The organism is Pseudonocardia sp. C8, from assembly GCF_014267175.1.
In the GTDB taxonomy this organism is placed as follows: Bacteria; Actinomycetota; Actinomycetes; order Mycobacteriales; family Pseudonocardiaceae; genus Pseudonocardia.
Map to the genome: position 1 here is coordinate 4,111,414 of NZ_JACMTR010000002.1, position 22,587 is coordinate 4,134,000.

Consider the following 22,587-nt stretch of genomic DNA (forward strand, 5'->3'; position numbering starts at 1 on the left):
CTGGCTGTGCTGGCGCGGGTCGCTCAGACCTCGGCCGGCACGATGTTGACGGTCTTGCGGCCGCGCTTGACACCGAACTGGACGGTGCCGGCGGCGAGGGCGAACAGCGTGTCGTCGTTGCCCCGGCCGACGTTCACACCCGGGTGGGTGCTGGTGCCGCGCTGGCGGATGAGGATCTCACCGGCCTTGACGGTCTGGCCGCCGAAGCGCTTCACGCCCAGGTACTGGGCGTTGGAGTCGCGACCGTTGCGGGAGCTGGACGCACCCTTCTTGTGTGCCATGACGCGGGCTCCTTACTTGCCGATCGCGGTGACCTGGACCTTCGTCAGCGGCTGGCGGTGGCCCTGACGCTTGTGGTACCCGGTCTTGTTCTTGAACTTGTGGATCCGGATCTTCGGACCCTTCGTGTGCTCGACGACCGTGGCGGTCACCGCGGAGGTGAGGCCGTCCACGTCGGTGGTCACCTGGTCGCCGTCGACGAGCAGCACGGCGGGCAGGCTGATCTCGGCGCCGGGCTCACCGTCGATCTTCTCGACGGTGACCACGTCGTCGACGGCCACCTTGTACTGCTTGCCGCCGGTCTTGACGATCGCGTACATCGCTGACGCACGACTCCTGAACATCGGGGGCGCTCGTTCGCGCTCGGGTCTTCACAGCTCGCGCCGGTCCCGGCGCGCACACCACTGCCCCCAGTTTCGAGCACAGAGGCGTGGTTTCTGTCGGTCAAGGGTACGCGACCCCGCTTCCGGGGCCGCACTCACCCCCCGTCCTGGGGCGGGCCCGCCGGGCGGGACGCCGCCCGGCGGCGGCGCCGGGGCCGGGCGACGGCCGGGGACGGCTCCGGCTGCTCGGGGACGGCCGGGGCGGGCGCCGCCGGGTCCGCCTCGGGAACCGACGACGCGGCCGGGACCGACGGCGCCGCCGGGGCGGTCGCGGCCTCCCCGGCCGGGGCCGGGGTGGTGATGACGACCGGTTCGGCGGCCGTGCGCGGGGCGCCCGCCGAGCGGCTGACCCGGCGCCGGCGCGGTGCCGGGGCGTCGCCGGCCGCGGGGGTGTCCGGCGCGGCCGGGACGGGGGCCGGGGTGGCGGCGGTGGTCGTGCCATCCCGGTCACCGGCGGTCGCGGGCGCGCCCGGGGTGGGTGCGGTCGGGGTGTCGCGGTCGCCGGCGGCGCGGTCCCCGGCCGGAGCCGGCGCGGGCGTCGCGCGGCTGTCCGGGGTGGGCGGTGCGGTCGTGCCGCTCTCCGCCACGGGTGCCGGGGTGGCGCCGCGCTCCCCCGACGGCGCGGTGGCGCCGCGCTCCGGCGACGGCGCGGTGGCGCCGCCCTCCCGCGAGGGCGCGGCGGCGCCGCCCTCGGGAGCAGGCCCGGCGGTGGGGCCGGCCTCGGTGTCCGTGGCCGGCGCGGGCGCAGCGTCGACCACGGTGCTGTCCCCGGTGCTGGGGACCGAGGAACCGGCGGATGCGCCGTCGTCACCCCGGAGGCTGCGGCCCGCGGCGACCGCCGCGACCCCGGCGACCGCGGAGCTGGTGTCGACGCTGCGGTCGGCCTGCCCGTTCCGCTCGGAGCTGCGGTCGGAGCCGGTGCTGCCGTTCGCCCCGCCGCCGGAGTCACCGCCCCCGCCGCCACGACGCCTGCGGCGGCGTCCCCCGCCGTCGCCGTTGCCGCCGTCGGAGCCGCTCACGCGGCCGTCACCGTGGGAGTGCTCCACCGGCAGGTCCGTCGAGACGATCACGCCCCGGCCCCGGCAGTGCTCGCACGGCGTGGAGAAGTTCTCCAGCAGCCCGCCGCCGACCCGCTTGCGGGTCAGCTGCACCAGGCCCAGCGAGGTCACCTCGGCGACCTGGTGGCGGGTCCGGTCCCGGGCGAGGCACTCGGTGAGCCGGCGCAGCACCAGGTCCCGGTTGGCCTCCAGCACCATGTCGATGAAGTCGACGACGATGATCCCGCCGATGTCCCGGAGCCGGAGCTGGCGGACGATCTCCTCCGCCGCCTCCAGGTTGTTCCGGGTGACGGTCTCCTCGAGGTTGCCGCCGGAGCCGGTGAACTTGCCGGTGTTGACGTCGACGACGGTCATCGCCTCGGTCCGGTCGATCACCAGCGTGCCGCCGGACGGCAGCCAGACCTTGCGGTCCAGCGCCTTGAGCAGCTGCTCGTCGATCCGGTGCTCGGTGAAGACGTCGGACGGCCCGGTGTGCCGGTGCATCCGGTCGGTCAGCTCGGGCGCCACGTGCTCGACGTAGCCGGAGACGGTGTCCCAGGCGTCGGCGCCGGACACGACCAGCTTCGAGAAGTCCTCGTTGAACTGGTCACGGACCACCTTGACCAGCATGTCCGGCTCCTCGTACAGGAGCGTCGGCGCCTTCGGCGCGCCCGGACCGGTCTTCTCGGAACGTTCCTTGACGACCTCCCACTGCGCCTGCAGGCGGCGGACGTCGCGCTCCAGCGCCTCGTGCGAGACGCCCTCGGACGCCGTGCGGATGATCACCCCGGCCTCGGACGGGACGATCTCCTTCAGCATCTCCTTGAGCCGCTTGCGCTCGGTGTCGGGCAGCTTGCGGGAGATCCCGGCGGCACCGCCGGAGGGCACGTAGACCAGGAACCGGCCGGCGAGCGAGATCTGCGTGGTCAGCCGGGCACCCTTGTGACCGACCGGGTCCTTGGTGACCTGCACCAGGACCTGGTCGCCGGACGACAGCGCCTGCTCGATCTTGCGGGCCTTGCCGTTGAGCCCGGCGGCGTCCCAGTTGACCTCGCCGGCGTAGAGGACGGCGTTGCGGCCGCGGCCGATGTCGACGAACGCCGCCTCCATCGACGGCAGCACGTTCTGCACCCGGCCGAGGTAGATGTTGCCGACCATGCTCGCGCTGCCGGAGCCGCCGCCGGTCATGAAGTGCTCGACGAGGACGCCGTCCTCCAGCACCCCGATCTCGGTGCGGTCGGCCAGCTGGCGGATCACCATCTGCCGGTCGACCGACTCGCGGCGGGCCAGGAACTCGGCCTCGGACAGGATCGGCGGGCGCCGGCGGCCCGCGTCACGGCCGTCCCGGCGGCGCTGGCGCTTCGCCTCGAGCCGGGTGGAGCCGCGGACGGCCTGGACGCCGTCGTCGGCCGCGTCGGTGCGGGCCTCGCGGACCTTCGTGACGGTGTTCGGCGGGTCGTCCTCGGAGCGGTCCTCGGCCTCGGAGCCCCCGCGACGGCGGCGGCGACGGCGGCGGCGGGAACCGGCCGACCCCTGGTCCTCGCTCGCGGTGGCCCCGGAGTCGGAGCCGGCCTCGTCGTCGGAGTCCTCGGTGGCGGTGCTGTCGGTGCCGGCGGTGCTGTCCTCGGACTCGTCGTCGGACTCGTCGTACCCGTTCTCGCCCTGCTCGTCGCCGCCCTTGCCGCGACCACGGCCGCGGCGGCCACGGCGGCGCCTGCGGCGGGCGCCGCCCTCGTCGTCGTCGGCGCTCTCGCCGGAGTCGGCGGCGTCCCTCGTGTCGGTGTCGTCGTCGGTGTCGTCGGCCGCCGCCTCGGGGGCCGGGGCCTCGCCTGCGGTCTCGCCCTCGTCGTCGCGCTTCTTCTTGCGGGACCTGCGGCCCTTCTTGCCGGTGTCGGCGGGCTCGTCGGCGGCCGGTTCGGCCGCGGGCCGCGCCGGGGCCGGGGTGGTCGCACTCGGCGCCTGGAACATCGGCACCGCGAACACCGGGGTGGGCGCGGCCTGCTCGGCGGGTGCCGGGCTCGGCGCGGGGTCGGGGGCCGCCGGCGCGGGGGCGAACGGGTCGAGCCCGGCCGGGCGCTCGGCGGGCGCGGGTGCCGCCTGCGAGGTGTCCGCGGCCGGGGCGCCGCCCGCGGCCGGCGCGGGCCCGGCGGGCGCGGGGACCTCGGTCGCGGTGGCCTCCGGGGCCGGAGCGGTGGCCTCCGGGGCCGCAGCGGCGGCCTCCGGGGCCGCAGCGGCGGCCGCGGACGCGTCGGCGGGCTCGGCCAGCTCCGCGACCACCTGCTCGGCGATCACCCGGGTGACGTTGGACTGCACGCTGCGGACCTCGTAACCGAGACCCGCCAGGGCGCCCAGGACGTCCTTGCTGGTGCGGCCGACCAACTTGGCCAGGGCATGCACCCTGATCTTCTCCGGGAGGTCCGGAGTGGGGACGGGCTCACCGGAGAGCCCGCCGGTGCCACCGGCGGGCGCGTCGTTCACGGACATTCAGCTCCTTCGCCCCCGGGCGCCTCGGGAGGAGGCGGCCGCGCAGGGACCTTGCGCGTACTCGTTCCGCAGCTCGCGCGGGTGCGCGGTGCGGCACATCTGGTGTCGCTGTCCCGGATCTCCGGGCTGGTGCTCGGCGGCGTGCCGGCGGCGGCGTTCGCGCCGTCCGTGTCAGGACCCGGCCGGGCGATCCCGGGTCGCCGGTGCCGCACCGAGCGGGTCCACCAGGTCACCCCCGTCGTCGAGCAGGCCCTGCGCCAACCGGGTGGCCGTCACCGGTACCGGCGGCGCCAGGTCTGCGACAACGGCAAGTGCACCCAGCACGTCGTCGGGTCGAACGGTCGGTGTCGTCTGCCGAACGACCGCCGTCAGTATCGCACAGTCCGGAGCCTGAGCCGGGGAACCCGCCGCTGCCGCCGCAGCGTCGGCGCTCACCTGCGGTTCGACCGTCAGCGCGGCCAGCGCGGCCCGCACGTCGATCTCCTTGCGCCCCGATGGCGTGACCCGGATCACGGTCACCGAGTCCCGGGCCATCAGCTCGGCGACCGCCTTCTCGACGTCGGCGCCGGGCACGCCCCGGATCTCGAGGCGCCACCGTCCGGCGTCGATCCGGTCGGCCAGCGCGGGTGGTTCGGCGACGGCGGCCTCCAGCACGTCCAGCCCGTCGGGCAGGGCCCGGTCCATCGCGTCCCGCACCAGCTCGGGGTCGACCTCGCGGGTGAGCCCCATCTCGACGTACTCGGCCTCGCTGGCCGCCCCGGTGGGGGCGGCGCCGACCCAGGACAGCCGCGGGTGCGGGCTGAACCCGTGCGAGTGCGACACCGGGACCCCGGCGCGGCGGACCGCCCGCTCGAAGCTGCGGGCGACGTCGCGGTGGGACAGGAAGCGCAGCCGGCCGCGCTTGGCGAACCGCAGGCGTACCCGTTGCACCGTCGGAGGTGCCGGGTTCGCTGCCGCTCCCGCCTTCACGCGCGCCATGGATCCGAGTCTAGGAGCAGACCGGTACCGCGAAGCCTTCGGGAGCACGCCCGCCGTGCTCGCGCAGGCCGCCCGGGACCTGGAGAAGAGCGGCGGCCGCGCGCCTCCGACTCGATCAGCACGGATCCGCCCCGCCGGCCCGACGACGGGTGCGGCAACACCCTTCCCGGGAGTCGATCAGCGCGTTCCGGTCCCCGCCGGGGCGACAGCGTGCGCACCGACCAACGCCCGCGAGTCGATCAACACCATCTCGCCCCGGTGGGGGCGATAACGTGCACGCCGACCGGCGCCCGCAACTCGATCAGCACAGTTCCGCCCACCTCGGGGCGAGAACGTGCGCCCCGGACCCCGCCACGGACTCGATCAGCACGTTCCTGCCTCCGCCGGGGCGACAACGCGCACGCCGACCCGCGCCCGCAACCCGACCAGCACAGTTCCGCCCACCTCGGGGCGAGAACGTGCGCCCGACGGACGCGCGCTACGGCTCCAGCACCAGCAGCGTGTCGCCGGCGGGCCGGAACCCGGCCCGCTTGTAGAACGCGGCGCTGCCGGCCGTCGGCGCCAGCATCAGCCGCCGGTACCCGCGCTCCCGGGCGTGCGCGACGACCGCGGACAGCAGCGCCCGCGGCACCCCGGCCTCGGCGAACGCCGCCAGCACGAACGCGTTCCCGACCTGCCCGGTCCGGGCGCCGCGTCCCCCCGGGCGGGGCATCTGCACGGTCTCCAGCACGTTGATCGAGCCGATCGGCGTCCAGCCGGCCCGGTCGCTGCCGGCCTCGGCGACCCAGAACGCGCGGCGGGGCTGCTCGACCCGCCACCACGCCGCGAACGCCTCCTCGAACGCCGGGTCGGCGACCGCACGCCCGGCCCGCTCCTCCAGCCACTGCCGGCGCAGCCGGGCCAGCGCGGCGACGTCCCGCTCGTCGGCGACCCGGACCCGCAGCCGCCGGCCGCCGTGCTCCCAGTCCGCGTCGCCGTCGAGGACGCCGGGGTCGGGGATCGAGGACAGTCCGTTCTGCTCAGTCACCCGCGCCCGGTCCCTGCAGCGATCCTGTGGCGGACGCCGTCGGGTTGACCACCGTCAGGGGCAGCAGCGTGGTGCCGCTGGGACCGACCTCGATGTCGGTGCCGGTGGACGGGCACACCCCGCAGTCGAAGCACGGGGTCCAGCGGCAGTCGTCCTGCTCGCGGCCGTCGAGGGCCTCCTGCCAGTCCTCCCACAGCCAGTCCCGCTCCAGGCCGGAGTCCAGGTGGTCCCACGGCAGGATCTCGTCGCCACCCCGCTCGCGGGTGGTGAACCAGTCGAGGTCGACACCCAGCGGTTCGAGCGCCTCCGCCGCGCAGTCGACCCAGCGCCGGTAGGAGAAGTGCTCGGACCAGCCGTCGAACCGGCCGCCGTCCCGCCAGACCTTCTCGATCACCGCGCCGACCCGGCGGTCGCCGCGGGCGAGCAGTCCCTCGATCAGCGAGGGCTCGCCGTCGTGGTAGCGCATGCCGATGTTGCGGCCGATCTTCCGGTCGGTGTTGACGGCCTCGCGCAGCTTGCGCAGCCGCGAGTCGACGACCTCCGGGTGGCACTGCGCCGCCCACTGGAACGGCGTGTGCGGCTTCGGCACGAACCCGCCGATCGAGATGGTGCAGCGGACGTCGTTGCGGCCGGACGCCTTCCGCCCCGCCTCGATCACCCGGTAGGCCATCCCGGCGATCTCGAGGACGTCCTCGTCGGTCTCGGTGGGCAGCCCGCACATGAAGTAGAGCTTCACCTGCCGCCAACCCTGCGAGAACGCCTCCGCGCAGGTGCGGATGAGGTCCTCCTCGGACACCATCTTGTTGATCACCCGGCGGATCCGCTCGGAGCCGCCCTCGGGGGCGAAGGTCAGCCCGGAGCGGCGCCCGTTGCGGGAAATCTCGTTGGCCAGGTCGATGTTGAACGCGTCGACCCGGGTCGAGGGCAGCGACAGCGAGGTGTTGGTCCCCTCGTAGCGGTCGGCGAGGCCCTTGGTGATGTCGGCGATCTCGGAGTGGTCGGCCGACGACAGTGACAGCAGGCCGACCTCGTCGAACCCGGAGGCGCGCACGGCCTCGTCCACCATCTCGCCGATCCCGCGCAGCGAGCGCTCCCGCACCGGACGGGTGATCATCCCGGCCTGGCAGAACCGGCAGCCGCGGGTGCAGCCGCGGAAGATCTCCACGCTGGCCCGCTCGTGCACCGTCTCGGCCAGCGGGACCAGCGGCTTGCGCGGGTAGGGCCAGTCGTCGAGCTCGGTGGTCGTGCGTTTCTGGACCGTGGCCGGGACCCGCTCGTCGGCCGGGGTCACGGACGCGATGGCGCCGTCGTCGCCGTAGGTCACGTGGTAGAGCGAGGGCACGTAGCAGCCCGGGGTCGCGGCCAGCCGGAGCAGCAGCTCGCGCCGCCCGCCGGGGCGGCCCTCGCCCTTCCAGGCCTTGACGACGTCGGTGACGTCACCGACGACCTCCTCGCCGTCACCCAGCGCCGCGACGTCGACGAAGTCGGCGACCGGCTCCGGGTTGAACGCGGCGTGCCCGCCGGCGACGACCACCGGGTGGCTCTCGTCGCGGTGATGAGCGTGCAGCGGGATGCCGGCCAGGTCGAGGGTGGTGAGCAGGTTCGTGTAGCCGAGCTCGGTCGCGAAGGACACGCCGAGCACGTCGAACGCGCCGACCGGGCGGTGGGCGTCGACGGTGAAGGCGGGCACGCCGGACTCGCGCATCAGCGCCTCGAGGTCCGGCCAGACCGCGTAGCAGCGCTCGGCCAGCGCGTCGTCCCGCTCGTTGAGGACCTCGTACAGGATCTGGACGCCCTGGTTGGGCAGGCCAACCTCGTAGGCGTCCGGGTAGAGCAGTGCCCACCGGACGGCCGCGGACTCCCACGGCTTGACCTGCGAGTTCCCCTCACCGCCGACGTACTGCACCGGCTTGGAGACGCGGGGCAGGATCGGCTCCAGGGCGGGGAAGACGGAGGTGGGTGCCACGCTGCACCAGGGTAGCCCCGTCCGATCCGGGCGTCCGGCCGGGTGGTGCGGCTAACCGCGTTCCTGCAGGGCGGCGCGGGTGGCGGCGTCGGCGGGCAGGAACGTCTCCAGCGCCAGCTCGGCCAGGGTGACGTCGTGCGGGGCGCCGAAGGTCGTCATCGTCGAGTGGAACGCCAGGGGCCCCCGCGGGGTGTCGAGCAGCAGCGGGAGCAGGACGTCCGATCCCGGCGCCGGGAGGGCCGTCTCCGCGGGGGCCGGGTAGCCGCGGCACTCGGCGAGCAGCGCCCCGAGGCGCCGGTCGGCGGTCATCCGGAGCTGGCGTTCCAGCCGGTGCAGCAGGTGCTCGCGCCACTGAGCGAGGTTCCGGATCCGCGGGGCGAGGCCGCCGGGGTGCAGGCAGGCACGGTAGATGTTCAGCGGCGGCCCGAGCGCGGCCGGGTCGAGCCCCTCGACCAACCCCGCGGCCGCCGGGTTCGCGATCCGGACGTCACCCCAGCGGTCCACGACCAGGGCCGGGTACGGGGCGTGCGCGTCGACCAGGCGTTCCAGGGCCTCCCGGACCGGGGCGAGTTCCGGGTCGTCGAGCTCGCGCTCGGCGTAGGCCGGCGCGAAGCCGGCGGCGAGCAGCAGCGCGTTGCGTTCCCGGAGCGGGAGGTCCAGCTCCTCGGCGAGCGCGCCGAGCAGCTCGCGGCTGGCCCCGGACCGGCCGGTCTCGACGAAGCTCAGGTGCCGGGGTGAGACGCCCGCGGCGAGTGCGAGGTCCATCTGGCTGCGCCGCCGCCGGGCCCGCCAGAACCGGAGCAGCTCTCCCGGCCCCGCGTTCCGCGCCGGGCGGACGTCCGTGCTGGTCACGACGGCCACGGTAGCCCGGGGCGCGCACCGGAACGATTACCTCGCGGGTCGTCGCGTCCGCTCCCGTGACACCGCAGGCTCGTCGGTGTCCGACGACCGACCCCGACGAGGGAGCACGACGATGACCGACTTCACCATCCTGGCCCGCCGCTACGTCGCGGCCTTCGGCGAGACCGACGCAGGCGCCCGCAAGGAGCTCGTGGCCGCGCTGTTCGCCCCGGACTGCCGCTACGTGGACCCGATGGCCGACGTGACCGGGCACGACGGCGTCGACGGCTTCCTCGCCGTGGCCCAGGAGAAGCTGCCCGGCTTCGAGTTCCGGCTGCTCGGTGACGTCGACGCGCACCACGACCGGGCCCGGTTCCGCTGGGGCGCCGCCCCGCCGGCGGCCTGGGCCGCGGGCGGCGAGCCGCCGGTGATCGGGTTCGACGTCGTCGTGGCCGGCGACGACGGCCGGATCACCCAGGTGCACGGCTTCCTCGACGCCGTCCCCGCGGCGTGACCGCATGGCCCGCCGGTCCGGCGCGGACCGGCGGGCCACCGGGACGTGCTCAGCGCTTGCCGTTCGGCAGGGCCAGCCGGTTGATCGTGCCCAGCACCTGCAGGTACTGCTTCCACAGCGGCCCGCTCGTGTACTCCAGGCCGTACTCCTCGCACAGCGCCCGCACCTCCGGGGCGATCTCGGCGTAGCGGTTGCTGGGCAGGTCGGGGAACAGGTGGTGCTCGATCTGGAACGACAGCTGGCCGGTCATCAGGTGGAAGTACCGGCCGCCGTCGAGGTTGGCCGAGCCGAGCAGCTGGCGGACGTACCACTCGCCGCGGCTCTCGTCGTCCAGCTGCTCCTCGCCGAACTGGACCGCACCGGTCGGGAAGTGCCCGCAGAAGATCACCGCGTGCGACCAGACGTTGCGCACCACGTTCGCGGTGAGGTTGCCGGCCAGCACGGGCAGGAAGAACGGCCCGGCCAGCGCCGGGAACGCCACGTAGTCCTTGAGGATCTGCCGCCCGGCCTTGCGGCCGATCGACTTGATCTGCTGCCAGACCCGCGACCACGGCTTCTCCCCCGCGACGAGCTTCTCGACCTCCAGGTCGTGCAGGGCGACGCCGTACTCGAAGAACAGGCTCAGCAGGAAGTTGTAGACCGGGTTGCCCAGGTAGTACGGGTTCCACTTCTGCTCCTCGGACAGGCGCAGGATCCCGTAGCCCACGTCGCGGTCCTTGCCGACGACGTTGGTGTAGGTGTGGTGCATGTAGTTGTGCGAGTGCTTCCACTCGGCCGAGGACGAGACGTTGTCCCACTCCCACGTCGATGAGTGGATCTTGGGATCGCGCATCCAGTCCCACTGGCCGTGCATGACGTTGTGCCCGATCTCCATGTTCTCGAGGATCTTGGCGATCGAGAGCATGGCGGTGCCGGCGATCCAGGCCGGCGGCAGGACACCGGCGAACAGCAGCGCGCGGCCGCCGATCTCCAGCGCCCGCTGCTTGCGGATGACGTCGCGGATGTAGGCGGCGTCGGAGGCGCCGCGCTCGGCGAGGACGCGGTCCCGGATCGCGTCCAGGCGGCGGCCGAGCTCCTCGATCTGCTCGGCGGTCAGGTCGGTCGTGGCGACGACGTCCTCGCGGCGGCTGGACGGGACGAGCTCCAGGACGGGGCGCTGAGGCTGCCGTACGCGACCGGTCTCCTCCGGGCCGGGCTCGGCGCCGGTGGCGGGGGTGTCGAGCGTGGCGGTCATCGTGGACCTCCTCGGGTCGGTGTGGAGAAGTCGGGAGATGTCAGGGCAGGTCGATGCGGGCGGTCCCGCAGGCGGAGTTCACGCAGGTCTGCACCAGGTCGCCGGGCTCGCCGTGCGCCTCGCCGGTCCGCAGGTCGCGGACCCGGCCCTCGCGCAGCGGCAGCACGCAGCCGAAGCAGATGCCCATCCGGCAGCCACTGGGCATGATCCGGCCGGCGGCCTCGCCGGCCTCCAGCAGGCTCTGGCCGGGGGCCACCTCGACCGCGGACCCGCCGAGGTCGACGGTCCCGCCGGTGCCCTCGGCAGCCCGGGCCGGCGGGGTGAACCGCTCGGCCACGACCCCGTCCCAGGCCTCGGTCAGGGCGTCGAGCAGTCCCGCCGGCCCGCAGGCGTAGATCGCGCGCCCGGCCCGGTCGGGCACGGCCGCGTCCACGCTCGCCGGGTCGAGCCGCCCGGTGACGGCGCTGTGCCGTGTGACGACCCGCAGCGACGGGTGCCGGGCGGCGAGCCCGGCCAGCTCCGCGCCGAAGATCGTGTCCTCCGGGGTGCGCGCGCTGTGGACGAGCACCGTGTCCGGCACGGTGCCACGCCGGTCGAGGGTGCGGAGCATGCTCATCACCGGTGTGATGCCGCTGCCCGCGGTCACGAACAGCAGCTTCGACGGCAGCGGTTCGGGCAGCGTGAACGTCCCGGACGCCTGCTCCAGCTCGACGATCGTGCCGATCGGGAGGTCACGGACCAGCCGGGTGGACACGACACCACCCGGGACCTCCTGGACGGTGACGGTCAGGTGCTCGGAGCCCTCCGGCCCGGACAGCGAGTAGCTGCGCCGGTACCGGACACCGTCGACGTCGACCCCGACGCCGACGTACTGGCCGGCCCGGTGCCCGGCCCAGGCCCGGCCGGGCTCGATCGTCACCGACACCGCCCGGTCGGTCTCGCGGCGGCGGGCGACGACCCGCCCGCGCAACGAGCTCGTCGACCACAGCGGGTCGACCAGGGTCAGGAAGTCCTCCGGGAGCAGCGGCGTGGTCAGGGCACGCGCGGCGTCGAGGAGGCGGCGGCGCCCGGACGGCGCCGGCGGAGCGGATCGGAACATGACATCGACTCTGCACAACTTGATGTCACATAGCAAGTCCACCCCCACGGTATGTCGTGTCACATCAACTACTGCTAGCGTGCGTGTCATGGTGGACGGGACCGACACCCGCGACGGGCAGACCATCGACGAGCTGGCCAGGGCCAGCGGCGTGACCGTGCGCAACATCCGGGCCTACCAGTCCCGCGGGCTGATCCCGCCGCCGGAGGTCAGGGCCCGGACCGGCTACTACGGCCCGGAGCACGCGGCCCGGCTCGAACTGATCAAGGACCTGCAGGACGAGGGCGTCAAGCTCGACACCATCAAGAAGCTGCTCGACACGACCGGGGGCTCCACCGAGCAGGTCGTGCAGTTCATCCGCACCGTGCGGGAGCTGTTCGCGCCCGAGGACCGGCAGATGGTCCGGCTGGCCGAGCTGGCCGAGCGCTACGAGACGACCGACCCGTCGCTCGCCAAGCGCGGTGTGAAGATGGGCCTGCTCCGCGAGGTCGGAGAGGACACCTACGAGGAGATCAGCCCGCGGCTGATGAACGCCGCCGCCGAGCTCACCGGCCTCGGCATCCCGATCAACCGCTCGCTCGACGTCGTCGAGCAGCTCCGCAAGCACGCCGACGCCGTCGCCAAGCTGTACGTCGACCTGTTCCTCGGCGAGATCTGGCAGCCCTTCGACGCGTCCGGCCGGCCCGACGACCAGTGGCCGCGGGTCTACGAGACGATCGAGCGGATGCGCCGCATCTCCGGCGAGGTCATGATCGCGGTGCTGGAGCTCGCCGTCGCCGAGCGGGTCGACGTCACGTTCGGGCGCGACATCGTCCGGAACGTGCGGACCAGCAGCGCCGGGCCCACCACGACGCCCGCGGACGACGCCGGCTCCGACGGCCCGGCCGAGGCCTAACCGCGCTCCTCGATCAGGTAGGCCATGAGCAGCGTCGAGCGCAGGGAGCCGTCCCGGCGGCGGTAGTGGTTACGCCGGACCCCTTCGACCTGGAACCCGGCCCGGGCGTACAGGGCGATGGCGCGGGCGTTGTCCGTCCAGACCTCGAGCTCGACCTTGTGCATCCCGCCGGTGCGCGCGTGCTCGACGATCGCGTCGAGCAGGGCCCGCCCGCCACCGCGGCCGCGCGCCCGTGGGAGCAGCGCCATCCCCAGGCCGAGGACCCCGGGCACGCCCATCTCCTGCGCCCCGGCCGTGCCGACGACCTCGCCGTCGTCCTCCAGGACCCACAGGCCACCCGCGCCGGCCTTCGCGAACGCGTCGCGGTACCACTGCGCCCGGGCGTCCACGTCGACCGGGGCCTCCGCCCCGATCGTGCCCTCCTCCGCGACGGCCGCGATCACGCGCGCCATCGCGTCGGCGTCGTCCTCGGTCGCGGCGCGGACGATCACCGGGACGGGTTCCCGGGCCGTCGTCAGCTCGTCAGCCCGGCGGCCCGCATCGCGGCCCGGACGTCCTCGTGGTGCCACTCGTCGAGCGGCACCAGCGGCAGCCGGATCCCGCCGGGCATCAGGCCCAGCTCGGCCAGCGCCCACTTCACCGGGATCGGGTTCGGCTCGGAGAACAGCGCCGAGTGGAGGCCGGCGAGGTCGGCGTCGAGCGCGGCCGCGGTCTCGGCGTCACCGGCGACGGCCGCCTTGCACATGCGCGCCATCGGCTCCGGGGCGACGTTCGCGGTCACCGAGATGTCGCCGTGGAAACCGGCCAGCATCGAGGCGCGGGCGGTGCCGTCGTCGCCGGAGTAGAGCGCGAAGTCGTCCAGGCCGAGCGCGACGAGCTCGCGGACCCGGTCCAGGTCGCCCTTGGCCTCCTTGAGCCCCACGATGTTCGGGATCTCGGCGAGCCGGGCCACCGTGGTCGGCAGCAGGTCGCAGGCGGTGCGGCCGGGCACGTTGTAGAGGTACTGCGGGATCGCGACGGTCTCGGCGATCCGCTTGAAGTGCTGGTAGAGGCCCTCCTGCGGGGGCTTGTTGTAGTACGGGGTGACCAGCAGCGCGCCGTCGGCGCCGGCCGCCCGGGCCGCCCGGGTGAGGTGGATGGCCTCGTCGGTGGAGTTGGCGCCGGTCCCGGCGATGACCGGCACCCGGCCGTTCGCCACCTCGATGGTGCGGCGCATGACCTCGGTGTGCTCGAGCACCGACAGCGTCGAGGACTCACCGGTGGTGCCGACCGAGACGATCGCGGACGTGCCCGCGTCGATCTGGCGTTCGACGAGCTCACCGAGCGCGACGTGGTCGACCTCGCCGTCGTCGTGCATCGGGGTCACGATCGCGACGATGCTTCCGGTGATCATGCCGGCCCTCCCTCGTACCGCTGCTGCTCCACGACGGTAGCAAGCGGGACACCCGCCCCCGGCGGGTCGTGACGTCTCACCCGAGCGCGAGGCGGACCGGCTCGACCGAGCGGGCGGTCCGGCGCACCGCCTGCAGCCCGACGACGACCGCCGCCACGATCACGACGACGGTCACCGCGACCGGCCGGTCGTTCCCCGCGATCCCGGCGAGCCCCCACACGACCGCCGCGGCGAACCCGGCGAAGCCGCACGTCGAGCCGATCACCGAGAGCGCGCCCGCGGTGAGGACCACCAGGAGCAGGATCGCCCCCGTCTGCGGCACGGCACCGTCGGCCGGCACGCCGACCGCGACCCCGGCCGTCATCAGGCCCAGGACGAGCGCCACCGCGGACCAGCCCAGATAGATCGCCACCGGCAGCCGGAACGCCAGCCGCTCCACCCAGCCGTCGGCCCGCTCCCGGGCCAGCCGCCGGTAGGCGACCCCGAGCACCACGACCAGGCCGATCAGCAGCAGCTCGGCGGTGACCACCCACCGCTGGGAGAAGGCCAGGATCCACAGCGGGTTCAGCACCGCCGACACGGCCAGCCACCAGCCGACCCGGCGGTGGATCGCCCGCCCCTGCTGCCCCGGGAGCAACGCGAACCCGGCCGCCAGCAGGAACCCCAGGTAGATCAGACCCCACACGGAGAACGTCCATCCGGCCGCCAGCAGCGGGGTGTCGTACGACCGGGCCACCTCCCCGATCCCCGCGCCGCCGACCGCGGAGACCAGCACCTGCACGACCGCCAGCACGGCCACGACCACGCCGCGGACGAGGTCCGCGGTGGTCGGGCGTGGGGTGAGCACCGTCATGCCGCACATCGTGGCCCCCAGCGGCGCGCCCTGCCATCCGGCCGACGGGCGACGCGTTCGGGCCGGGCGGCGAGGCACGTCACACCACCACCCCGCACCGGACCCAGCTGTCGCGGCGACCCGCTCGGGGCGGGTCGGCGAGGCGCGTCACACCACCGCCCCACACCGGACCCGGCTGCACCGGCGACCCCGCTCGGGGCGGGTCGCGAGCCGGCGTCAGAGCCGGCGGACGAACAGGTGGATGTCGCGGGCGTCGTCGGCGGACAGCCGCACCCCGGCCGGGAGCCGGCCGTACTCGGTGAAGCCCCTGGCGGTGTAGAACGCCGGCAGCGGCGTGCCGCCCCGGGCACCGAGCGTGAGCATCTCCAGCCCCATCTCCCGGCCCTCGGCAACGGCGGCGTCCAGCAGCGCCGTACCGAGCCCCCTGCCCTGCCGGTCCGGGTGGACCATCAGGCGCTGCACCTCGGCACGGTGGGCGGCGATCCCCGTGCCGGGGGCCACGAACACCGTGCCGTCCGGGTCCGTCACCGAACCCGCGACGATCATGCGCGCGGCCCCGGCCCGGACGGCGTCGACCGTGGCGGCGGCCAGGTCCCGGATCTCGCCGGGATCCCAGCCCGCCACGAAGTCGACGGCGCCGCCGGCCTCGGTCACCGCGATCCAGAGGTCGCCGAGCGCCGCCGCGGCGCCCGGGTGCGGGTCGACGACCCGGCGCAGGGTCGCCGGGGCGCCGGTCGTCACAGGGTCGGGAACCAGAGCTTGATCTCCCGGTCGGCCGACTCCGGGGAGTCCGAGCCGTGCACCAGGTTCGACCCGGTCTCCAGGGCGAGGTCACCGCGGATGCTGCCGGGCGCGGCCTTCTCCACCGGGTCGGTGCCCCCGGCCACCTGCCGCCAGGCGGCGATGGCGCGCGGGCCCTCGACGACCGCGGCCACGACCGGGCCGGAGGTGATGAAGGAGAGAAGGTCCTCGAAGAAGGGCTTGCCGTCGTGCTCGGCGTAGTGCTGGGCGGCGAGCTCGCGGTCGACGGTGCGCAGGTCGAGGGCGACGATGTCGAGGCCCTTGCGCTCGATCCGGGAGACGATCTCGCCGACGAGCTTGCGCTGGACCCCGTCGGGCTTGACGAGGACGAGAGTGCGTTCAGTCACGGGCGACAGGGTAGCGACGGGGCGTGCCGGGCCCGCACCCGGTGAGGTCCGCGAGTGCCGCGGCGATCGCCTCGAGGTCGCGCATCGATCCCTCGGACACCGCGACGACGAGCTCGACGACCGCGTCCTGGTCGATCCGCGGCGGGTACCCGTTGAGGACGAGGAAGACCGCGGTGGTCGCCCACGCGAGGCGCTTGTTCCCGTCCACCAGAGGGTGGTTCGCGCAGATGCTCTGCAGCAGCGCCGCAGCCTTGAGCGGCACGGTCGGGTAGGCGTCCTGACCGAACAGCGACGTCGCCGGCCGCGCGAGAGCCGACTCCAGCAACCCGAAGTCGCGGACGACCGGCTCCTGTCCGAGTGCAACCTCGGCGAACCGCAGGACGTCGGTCAGGTCCAGGTACCGGGTCACATCCGGCCGAGGCGGTCGAGGGCCTCACGGAAGTTCTCCGTCACCCACGAGGCCGCGCGGTCGACGGCGTCGTCGTGGTCGTGCCGCTCGACGTACTCCCGGACGGCGGCTCGCACGACTTCCTGCATCGAACGTCCCTCGGACTCCGCGCGCTCGCGCAGCGCGGCGGTCTCGGCCTCGGTGAGGCGCAGCGTCATGGCCACGGCCCGATGATACCGGCGGTGATACCGCGATTCAGTCGTCGTCGCGCTGCTGTGACGGCAGCGTCCCGGCCGCCATCCGGCGCGCCACCTCCCGGCGCATCCACACCAGGATCGCCCAGACGATCACGAACGCGGCCGCGACGATCGTCAGGGACGGCACGAACACCAGCGACGCGACGACCAGCAGCACCTGCAGCACGAGCGCGGCCGCCAGACCCCACGGCCTGCGCTGCAGACCGGACGCCAGGATCATGGCTACGGCCAGGCCGGTGATCACGCCGAACCCGAGCCCGGTGGAGCCGCTGCCGAACCGCGGGAGCACCAGCAGCGAGAGCAGCACGACGATGGCCTCGAGGATCAGCGTCGCCGCGAACACCCCGCGGGCACCCTTCATCGGGTCGGTCGGCGGCGGCCGGACACCGTCCGGGACGCCGTCGATCCCGCCGCTCACTCCGGTTCCTTGCCGAACAGGCCGCGGGCCTCGCCCGCGGTGACCACCGACCCGGTGACGACGACGCCGACCCCGGACGCGCCGGCCTCCTCGGCGAGCTCGACGCCCTGCTCGATTGCGGCCTGCAGCGACGGCTCGACGCTGACCCGCTCGGAGCCGAACACCTCGGCGGCGAGCGCCCCCAGCTCGTCGGGGTCCATCGCGCGCGGCGACGAGTTGGTGGTCACGACGACCTCGTGCAGCACCGGTTCGAGGGCTTCGAGGATGCCGCGGGCGTCCTTCCCCTGTAGCACGCCGAGCACCCCGACCAGCCGGGTGAACCGGAACTCGCCGGTCAGCGAGGTCGCGAGGGCCTTCGCACCGGCCGGGTTGTGCGCGGCGTCGAGCAGCACGGTCGGGGTGTCCGGCCCGCCCTGCACCGGCTCGAGGCGGCCCGGCGAACGCAGCGACGCGAACGCGGCCCGGACGGCGTCCGGGTCGAGCGGCTGCGCGGTTCCCGCCCCGACCAGCGCCTCGGCCGCGGCGAGCGCGACCGCCGCGTTCGACGCCTGGTGCTCGCCGTGCAACGGGAGGAAGACCTCGTCGTAGCGGCCGGACAGGCCCTGCAGGTCCAGTCGCTGCCCGCCGACGGCGATCTCCCGCTCCCGGACGCCGAACTCGGCGCCCTCCCGGGCGACCTGGGCGCCGACCTCGGCGCAGCGCTCGATGAGGACCTCGGCGACCTTCCTGTCCTGGGCGGCGAGCACGGCGACCGAGCCCTCCTTGATGATCCCGGCCTTCTCCCGGGCGATGTCGAGGATGTCGTCGCCGAGGTACTCGGCGTGGTCGAGGCCGATCGGCAGGACCACGGCCACGTCGGCGTCGGCGACGTTGGTGGCGTCCCACCGCCCGCCGAGGCCGACCTCGATCACCGCGGCCTCGACCGGGGCGTCGGCGAAGGTCGCGAACGCCATCCCGGTCAGCACCTCGAACTTGCTCAGCGCCGGCCGGTCCCCCCGGTTCGCGTCGACCAGCTCGACGAGGGGCTCGACCTCGCGGTAGGCCTCGACGTAGCGCTCGGGGGTGATCGGCCGGTTGTCCAGGTTGATCCGCTCGGTGGCCCGCTGCAGGTGCGGGCTGGTGTAGCGGCCGGTGCGCAGCCCCACCTCGGTGAGCAGCGCGTCGATCATCCGCGACGTCGACGTCTTGCCGTTGGTGCCGGTCAGGTGCACGACCGGGTAGCCCCGCTGCGGGTCGCCGAGCGCGTCGCAGAGCGCCTGCATCCGGTCCAGGGACGGCTCCATGACCGACTCCGGCCAGCGCCGGTCCAGCGCCGCGTCCACCGCGAGGAACTCGGCGTACCCGGCCACCGTGGACTGGGCGGGGACGACGTCCGGGTTGTCCCCGCCGCGGATCTGGTCCAGGACCGCCGCGATCACGGCCTCCTGGGCGTCCTTCTCCGGCTCGGGGTCCTCGGACCGGGCGGCGGCGTCGGAACGGTCCTCGTCCTCGCCGTCGCCCTCCTCCGCGGCCGGGGGCTCACCGGGCTCCTCCTCGGAGCCGAACCCGCCCTCGGCCCAGCGGTCGCCGCCGTAGGTCGGCGAGTCCTCCTCGTCGAACTGATCGTACCCGTCCGGCTGCGATCCGCGTGCCATGCGGCTCAGGCCTCCGGCAGCGCGGCCAGCCGCGCGCCGATCCGCTCGATGTCGGCCAGCGCCGTGGCGTGCCGGGAGCGGATCCCGTCGACGATCTCGGCCGGCGCCTTCTCGGTGAACTTGGGGTTGTTCAACTTCTTCTCCGCCTGGTCGCGTTCCTTCTCGGCGGCGGCGAGATCCTTGCCGAGCCGGGCCCGCTCGGCGGCGACGTCGATCGCGCCCGAGGTGTCCAGCTCGACGGTGACCGGGCCACCGGAGGTCGCGACCTCGAACGTGGCGGTGGCCGAGAAGTCGGCGCCCGCGTCGTCGAGCCGGGTGAGGAACCGGACCGCACGTTCGTGCGCGGCCAGGCCGGCGTCGGTGAGCCCGACGAGCCGCGCAGCGACCGACCGGCGGTCGGGCAGCCCCTGCTCGGTGCGGAACCGGCGGACCTCGGTGATCACCTTCTGGATGTCGGTGACCCGGGCGGCCGCGGCCGCGTCGACGGCGGCGCCGGTGTCGTCGGCGGTCGGCCAGGCCGCGGTCACGACGGTCTCCCGGCCGGTCAGCGCGGTCCACAGGGCCTCGGTGACGAACGGGACGATCGGGTGCAGCATCCGCAGCAGCGCGTCGAGGACGTGGCCGAGGACCGCCCGGGTGCCGTCGGCGGTGTCCGGGTGGTCGAGCTGGGTCTTGCACAGCTCGACGTACCAGTCGGCGAGCTCGTCCCACGCGAAGTGGTAGAGTCCCTCGGTCGCCTTCGCGAACTGGTAGTCGTCGAGCAGCTCGTCGGTCTCCGCGCGGACCTCGGCGAGCCGGCCCAGGATCCAGCGGTCCGCGTCGGTGCGCACCGATTCGGCGGGCAGCGGCGCGTCGGCCGTCGCGCCCTTGGACAGCGCGAAGCGGGTGATGTTCCAGAGCTTCGTGGTGAAGTTCCGGGACCCGGCCACCCACTCCTCGGACAGCGACATGTCGGTGCCCGGGTTCGACCCGCGGGCGATCGTGAACCGCAGCGCGTCGGCGCCGTAGGCGTCCATCAGGTCCAGCGGGTCGATGACGTTGCCCTTGGACTTGGACATCTTCTTGCCGTGCTCGTCGCGGATGAGCCCGTGCAGGTAGACGTCCCGGAACGGCGCCCGGCCCATCGCGTACGTCCCGAACATCATCATCCGGACGACCCAGAAGAACAGGATGTCGTAGCCGGTGACCAGCACGGAGTTCGGGTAGTACCGCGCCAGGTCCGGGGTCTCGTCCGGCCAGCCGAGCGTGGAGAACGGCCACAGGCCGGAGGAGAACCAGGTGTCCAGGACGTCCGGGTCCTGCCGCCAGCCCTCGCCGGTCGGCGGCTCCTCGTCCGGGCCGACGCAGACGACCTCGCCGGCCGGGCCGTACCACACCGGGATCCGGTGCCCCCACCACAGCTGGCGGCTGATCGTCCAGTCGTGCATGTTGTCGACCCAGTCGAAGAAGCGCTTCTCCTGCTCCTTCGGGTGCAGCACGGTCTCCCCGGAGCGGACGGCGTCACCCGCCGCCCGGGCCAGCGGCTCGACCTTGACGAACCACTGCAGGCTCAGCCGTGGCTCGATCGGGACGCCGGTGCGCGAGCAGTGCCCGACCGAGTGCACGTAGGGCCGCTTCTCGGCGACGATCCGGCCCTGGGCACGCAGCTCCTCGCGGATCGCGGCGCGTGCCTCGAACCGGTCCATGCCGTCGAACCGGGTACCGGACCCGGCGATCGTGCCGGTCTCGTCCATGATCGTCGGCATCGGCAGGTCGTGCCGCCTGCCGATCTCGAAGTCGTTCGGGTCGTGCGCCGGGGTGACCTTGACGGCGCCGGTGCCGAACTCCGGGTCGACGTGGTCGTCGGCGACCACCGGGATCCGGCGCCCGGTGATCGGCATCTCGATCTCGGTGCCGACCAGGTGGGCGTAGCGCTCGTCGTCCGGGTGGACGGCGACCGCGGTGTCCCCCAGCATCGTCTCGACCCGGGTGGTGGCGACGACGACGGAGCGGTCGCCGTCGCCGTAGCGCATCGAGACGAGCTCACCCTCGACCTCGGCGTGGTCGACCTCGATGTCGGAGATCGCGCTGTGCAGCGCCGGGGACCAGTTGACCAGGCGCTCGGCCCGGTAGATCAACCCGTCGTCGTACATCTGCTTGAAGACGCAGGTGACTGCGCGGGACAGGCCCTCGTCGAGGGTGAAGCGCTCGCGGGTCCAGTCGACGCCGTCACCCAGGCGCTCCATCTGGCCCAGGATGGTCCCGCCCGACTCGGCCTTCCACTCCCAGACCTTCTCGACGAACGCCTCGCGGCCGATCGCGTGCCGGTCCGGCTCGCCGGCGGCGGCCATCCGGCGCTCGACGACGGACTGGGTCGCGATGCCGGCGTGGTCCATCCCGGGCAGCCACAGCGCGTCGTAGCCCTGCATCCGGCGGCGCCGGGTCAGCACGTCGATCAGCGTGTGGTCCATCGCGTGGCCCAGGTGCAGGCTGCCCGTGACGTTCGGCGGCGGGATGACGATGCAGAAGGCCGGCTTGTCGGACGCCGGGTCGGCCTGGAAGTACCCGCGGTCCACCCAGCGGCGGTACATCGCAGCCTCTACCTCGCCCGGATTCCACTTGGCGGGCAGGTCGGCAGTACGCGCTGGCAGGGTCTCGGTCACATGTCAAGTCTACGAGCCGGTACCGACGGCATTCCGGGCCCCCGGGCCCCCTCACACCGGGCGACTCAGCCGGGCACCAGCACGCACCACGCCCGCGGCCACCCCAGCACCGCGACCGCGCCCCCGCCGGCGAACGTCCGGGGATCGAACCCCCGCACCCGCCCGGACGACGGCTCGTACACCCGCCACCGGCCGTCCGCACCTGCGCCGACGACCAGCACCCAGTGCCGCGGCAGCCACCGCGACCCGACCAGCAGCGGCACCGGCCGTCCGGCGGACGCCGCGCCGGCCACGTCGGTGCCGACGCCCCGGGTCCACGGCCGCACCCGGTAGGGGCCCGCCGCCGGGGCGTGCCGGCGCAGCCAGGCCCGCATCCCCCACGGGGTCGTGCCGAGCGCACGCGGCCAGAGCCGGTTGGCCTGGCGGTGAGCGAGGCGCTGCGCGGCGGCGAACCGGTCCGCGGCCGGGCCCGGCCATCCCGACCCGGTCAGCGCGGCCGTCACGAGGAGCACCGACGGCCCGCAGGACACGCCGTCGGCCTGCCGGCCCAGGACGGCCCCGACGGCGTCCGCACGGTGCATGCCGCGATCCTGCCCGGGCGCGGCGCCGCCGTCACGGCGGGGCGCCCGATGTCCTGCCTACGCTCGCCCCATGAGCTCCCTGTCACCCGAGGTCGTCGCGTTCCTGCGCCACGGCACCCGCACCGGCATGCTCGGCTGGACGGCGAAGGACGGCCGCCCGCTGGCCGCGCCGGTCTGGTTCCTGGTCGAGGACGGAACGCTCGTGTTCAACACCGGCGCGGGCACCGCGAAGGGACGCGCGATCTCCCGCGACCCGCGGGTGGTGCTCACCGCGGACCTGCCGGAGCCGCCGTACGCGTTCGTCCAGGTCCAGGGAATCGCCGAGACCGACGACGACCCGGCCGAGCTGCTCCGGACCGCCACCGCGCTGGGCGCGCGCTACATGGGGCCGGACCGGGCGGAGGAGTTCGGCCGGCGCAACGGGGTCCCGGGCGAGCTCGTCGTCCGGATCCGGCCGACGAAGGTGGTCTCCTCGCTGGACATCACGGCCTGAGCCACGCCCGTCGCCCGGCCGGGTGGAACCCGGCCGCGGCACCG

General features: G+C 74.1%; 23 protein-coding genes. 3 read left to right on the forward strand and 20 right to left on the reverse strand.

The window, feature by feature from the left end; all coding sequences use genetic code 11:
* Positions 1–23 precede the first annotated feature (23 nt).
* The 7 genes from rpmA to H7X46_RS19630 all read right to left on the reverse strand — a co-directional run bounded on the left by rpmA (position 24) and on the right by H7X46_RS19630 (position 9,006).
* Positions 24–281, reverse strand: coding sequence for a 50S ribosomal protein L27 (gene rpmA / locus H7X46_RS19600; protein ID WP_186360785.1), 258 nt, complete (start codon positions 279–281; stop codon positions 24–26).
* 12 nt (positions 282–293) lie between these two features.
* Entirely contained in the window at positions 294–599 is a 306-nt protein-coding gene (gene rplU, locus H7X46_RS19605) for a 50S ribosomal protein L21 (protein WP_186360786.1), read from the reverse strand.
* Between the two features lie 158 nt (positions 600–757).
* On the reverse strand, positions 758–4,183 hold the full coding sequence (locus tag H7X46_RS19610) for a translation initiation factor IF-2 N-terminal domain-containing protein (protein ID WP_186360787.1): 3,426 nt from the start codon (positions 4,181–4,183) through the stop codon (positions 758–760).
* 171 nt (positions 4,184–4,354) lie between these two features.
* On the reverse strand, positions 4,355–5,161 hold the full coding sequence (locus H7X46_RS19615; RefSeq protein WP_186360788.1) for a TIGR03936 family radical SAM-associated protein: 807 nt from the start codon (positions 5,159–5,161) through the stop codon (positions 4,355–4,357).
* Positions 5,162–5,639: 478 nt separating this feature from the next.
* Positions 5,640–6,188, reverse strand: a complete 549-nt coding sequence (locus tag H7X46_RS19620) for an N-acetyltransferase family protein (RefSeq protein WP_370588865.1) — start codon at positions 6,186–6,188, stop codon at positions 5,640–5,642.
* Positions 6,181–8,154, reverse strand: coding sequence for a TIGR03960 family B12-binding radical SAM protein (locus H7X46_RS19625; protein ID WP_186360789.1), 1,974 nt, complete (start codon positions 8,152–8,154; stop codon positions 6,181–6,183). The genes H7X46_RS19620 and H7X46_RS19625 overlap by 8 nt, the downstream gene beginning before the upstream one ends.
* A gap of 51 nt (positions 8,155–8,205) precedes the next feature.
* Positions 8,206–9,006: a helix-turn-helix domain-containing protein gene (locus H7X46_RS19630; protein ID WP_370588866.1), complete on the reverse strand. Its 801-nt coding sequence runs from the start codon at positions 9,004–9,006 to the stop codon at positions 8,206–8,208.
* A gap of 121 nt (positions 9,007–9,127) precedes the next feature.
* Between H7X46_RS19630 and H7X46_RS19635 the strand changes: the two genes are divergently transcribed.
* Positions 9,128–9,508 (forward strand): nuclear transport factor 2 family protein, encoded by a 381-nt coding sequence (locus H7X46_RS19635; protein WP_186360790.1) that lies wholly within the window; start codon positions 9,128–9,130, stop codon positions 9,506–9,508.
* A 49-nt stretch (positions 9,509–9,557) separates the two neighbouring features.
* On the opposite strand, the gene H7X46_RS19640 is transcribed toward H7X46_RS19635, so the two are convergent.
* A complete protein-coding gene (locus tag H7X46_RS19640) occupies positions 9,558–10,742 on the reverse strand; it encodes a fatty acid desaturase (RefSeq protein WP_186360791.1) in 1,185 nt (394 codons plus the stop codon).
* Between the two features lie 40 nt (positions 10,743–10,782).
* The gene (locus H7X46_RS19645) at positions 10,783–11,841 is read right to left on the reverse strand and encodes a ferredoxin reductase (protein ID WP_186360792.1); all 1,059 of its coding nucleotides are present in this window, start codon (positions 11,839–11,841) and stop codon (positions 10,783–10,785) included.
* Positions 11,842–11,929: 88 nt separating this feature from the next.
* Between H7X46_RS19645 and H7X46_RS19650 the strand changes: the two genes are divergently transcribed.
* Positions 11,930–12,736, forward strand: a complete 807-nt coding sequence (locus tag H7X46_RS19650) for a MerR family transcriptional regulator (protein WP_186360793.1) — start codon at positions 11,930–11,932, stop codon at positions 12,734–12,736.
* Here H7X46_RS19650 and H7X46_RS19655 read toward each other — a convergent pair.
* The 11 genes from H7X46_RS19655 to H7X46_RS19705 form a co-directional block, all read right to left on the reverse strand.
* Entirely contained in the window at positions 12,733–13,227 is a 495-nt protein-coding gene (locus tag H7X46_RS19655) for a GNAT family N-acetyltransferase (RefSeq protein ID WP_186360794.1), read from the reverse strand. The two genes, H7X46_RS19650 and H7X46_RS19655, sit on opposite strands and share 4 nt — an antisense overlap.
* A 23-nt stretch (positions 13,228–13,250) precedes the next feature.
* On the reverse strand, positions 13,251–14,129 hold the full coding sequence (gene dapA / locus H7X46_RS19660; RefSeq protein ID WP_186360795.1) for a 4-hydroxy-tetrahydrodipicolinate synthase: 879 nt from the start codon (positions 14,127–14,129) through the stop codon (positions 13,251–13,253).
* Positions 14,130–14,205: 76 nt separating this feature from the next.
* Positions 14,206–14,982: a hypothetical protein gene (locus H7X46_RS19665; RefSeq protein ID WP_186360796.1), complete on the reverse strand. Its 777-nt coding sequence runs from the start codon at positions 14,980–14,982 to the stop codon at positions 14,206–14,208.
* Between the two features lie 216 nt (positions 14,983–15,198).
* Positions 15,199–15,723, reverse strand: coding sequence for a GNAT family N-acetyltransferase (locus H7X46_RS30815; RefSeq protein ID WP_186360797.1), 525 nt, complete (start codon positions 15,721–15,723; stop codon positions 15,199–15,201).
* Positions 15,720–16,130 carry a nucleoside-diphosphate kinase gene (ndk, locus tag H7X46_RS19675; RefSeq protein ID WP_186360798.1) on the reverse strand — a complete coding sequence of 137 codons (411 nt, stop codon included), beginning with the start codon at positions 16,128–16,130 and terminating at the stop codon, positions 15,720–15,722. The genes H7X46_RS30815 and ndk overlap by 4 nt, the downstream gene beginning before the upstream one ends.
* Positions 16,123–16,539, reverse strand: a complete 417-nt coding sequence (locus tag H7X46_RS19680; protein ID WP_186360799.1) for a Fic family protein — start codon at positions 16,537–16,539, stop codon at positions 16,123–16,125. Before H7X46_RS19680 ends, ndk begins: the two co-directional genes overlap by 8 nt.
* Positions 16,536–16,736 carry a ribbon-helix-helix protein, CopG family gene (locus H7X46_RS19685; RefSeq protein WP_222132190.1) on the reverse strand — a complete coding sequence of 67 codons (201 nt, stop codon included), beginning with the start codon at positions 16,734–16,736 and terminating at the stop codon, positions 16,536–16,538. The genes H7X46_RS19680 and H7X46_RS19685 overlap by 4 nt, the downstream gene beginning before the upstream one ends.
* A gap of 37 nt (positions 16,737–16,773) precedes the next feature.
* Entirely contained in the window at positions 16,774–17,193 is a 420-nt protein-coding gene (locus H7X46_RS19690) for a DUF4233 domain-containing protein (protein ID WP_186360801.1), read from the reverse strand.
* On the reverse strand, positions 17,190–18,827 hold the full coding sequence (locus tag H7X46_RS19695) for a folylpolyglutamate synthase/dihydrofolate synthase family protein (protein ID WP_255426175.1): 1,638 nt from the start codon (positions 18,825–18,827) through the stop codon (positions 17,190–17,192). The genes H7X46_RS19690 and H7X46_RS19695 overlap by 4 nt, the downstream gene beginning before the upstream one ends.
* A 5-nt stretch (positions 18,828–18,832) precedes the next feature.
* Entirely contained in the window at positions 18,833–21,469 is a 2,637-nt protein-coding gene (locus tag H7X46_RS19700; RefSeq protein WP_186360802.1) for a valine--tRNA ligase, read from the reverse strand.
* Between the two features lie 65 nt (positions 21,470–21,534).
* Positions 21,535–22,050, reverse strand: a complete 516-nt coding sequence (locus tag H7X46_RS19705; protein ID WP_186360803.1) for a hypothetical protein — start codon at positions 22,048–22,050, stop codon at positions 21,535–21,537.
* A gap of 70 nt (positions 22,051–22,120) precedes the next feature.
* Between H7X46_RS19705 and H7X46_RS19710 the strand changes: the two genes are divergently transcribed.
* The gene (locus H7X46_RS19710) at positions 22,121–22,543 is read left to right on the forward strand and encodes a PPOX class F420-dependent oxidoreductase (RefSeq protein ID WP_186360804.1); all 423 of its coding nucleotides are present in this window, start codon (positions 22,121–22,123) and stop codon (positions 22,541–22,543) included.
* Positions 22,544–22,587: the final 44 nt, after the last annotated feature.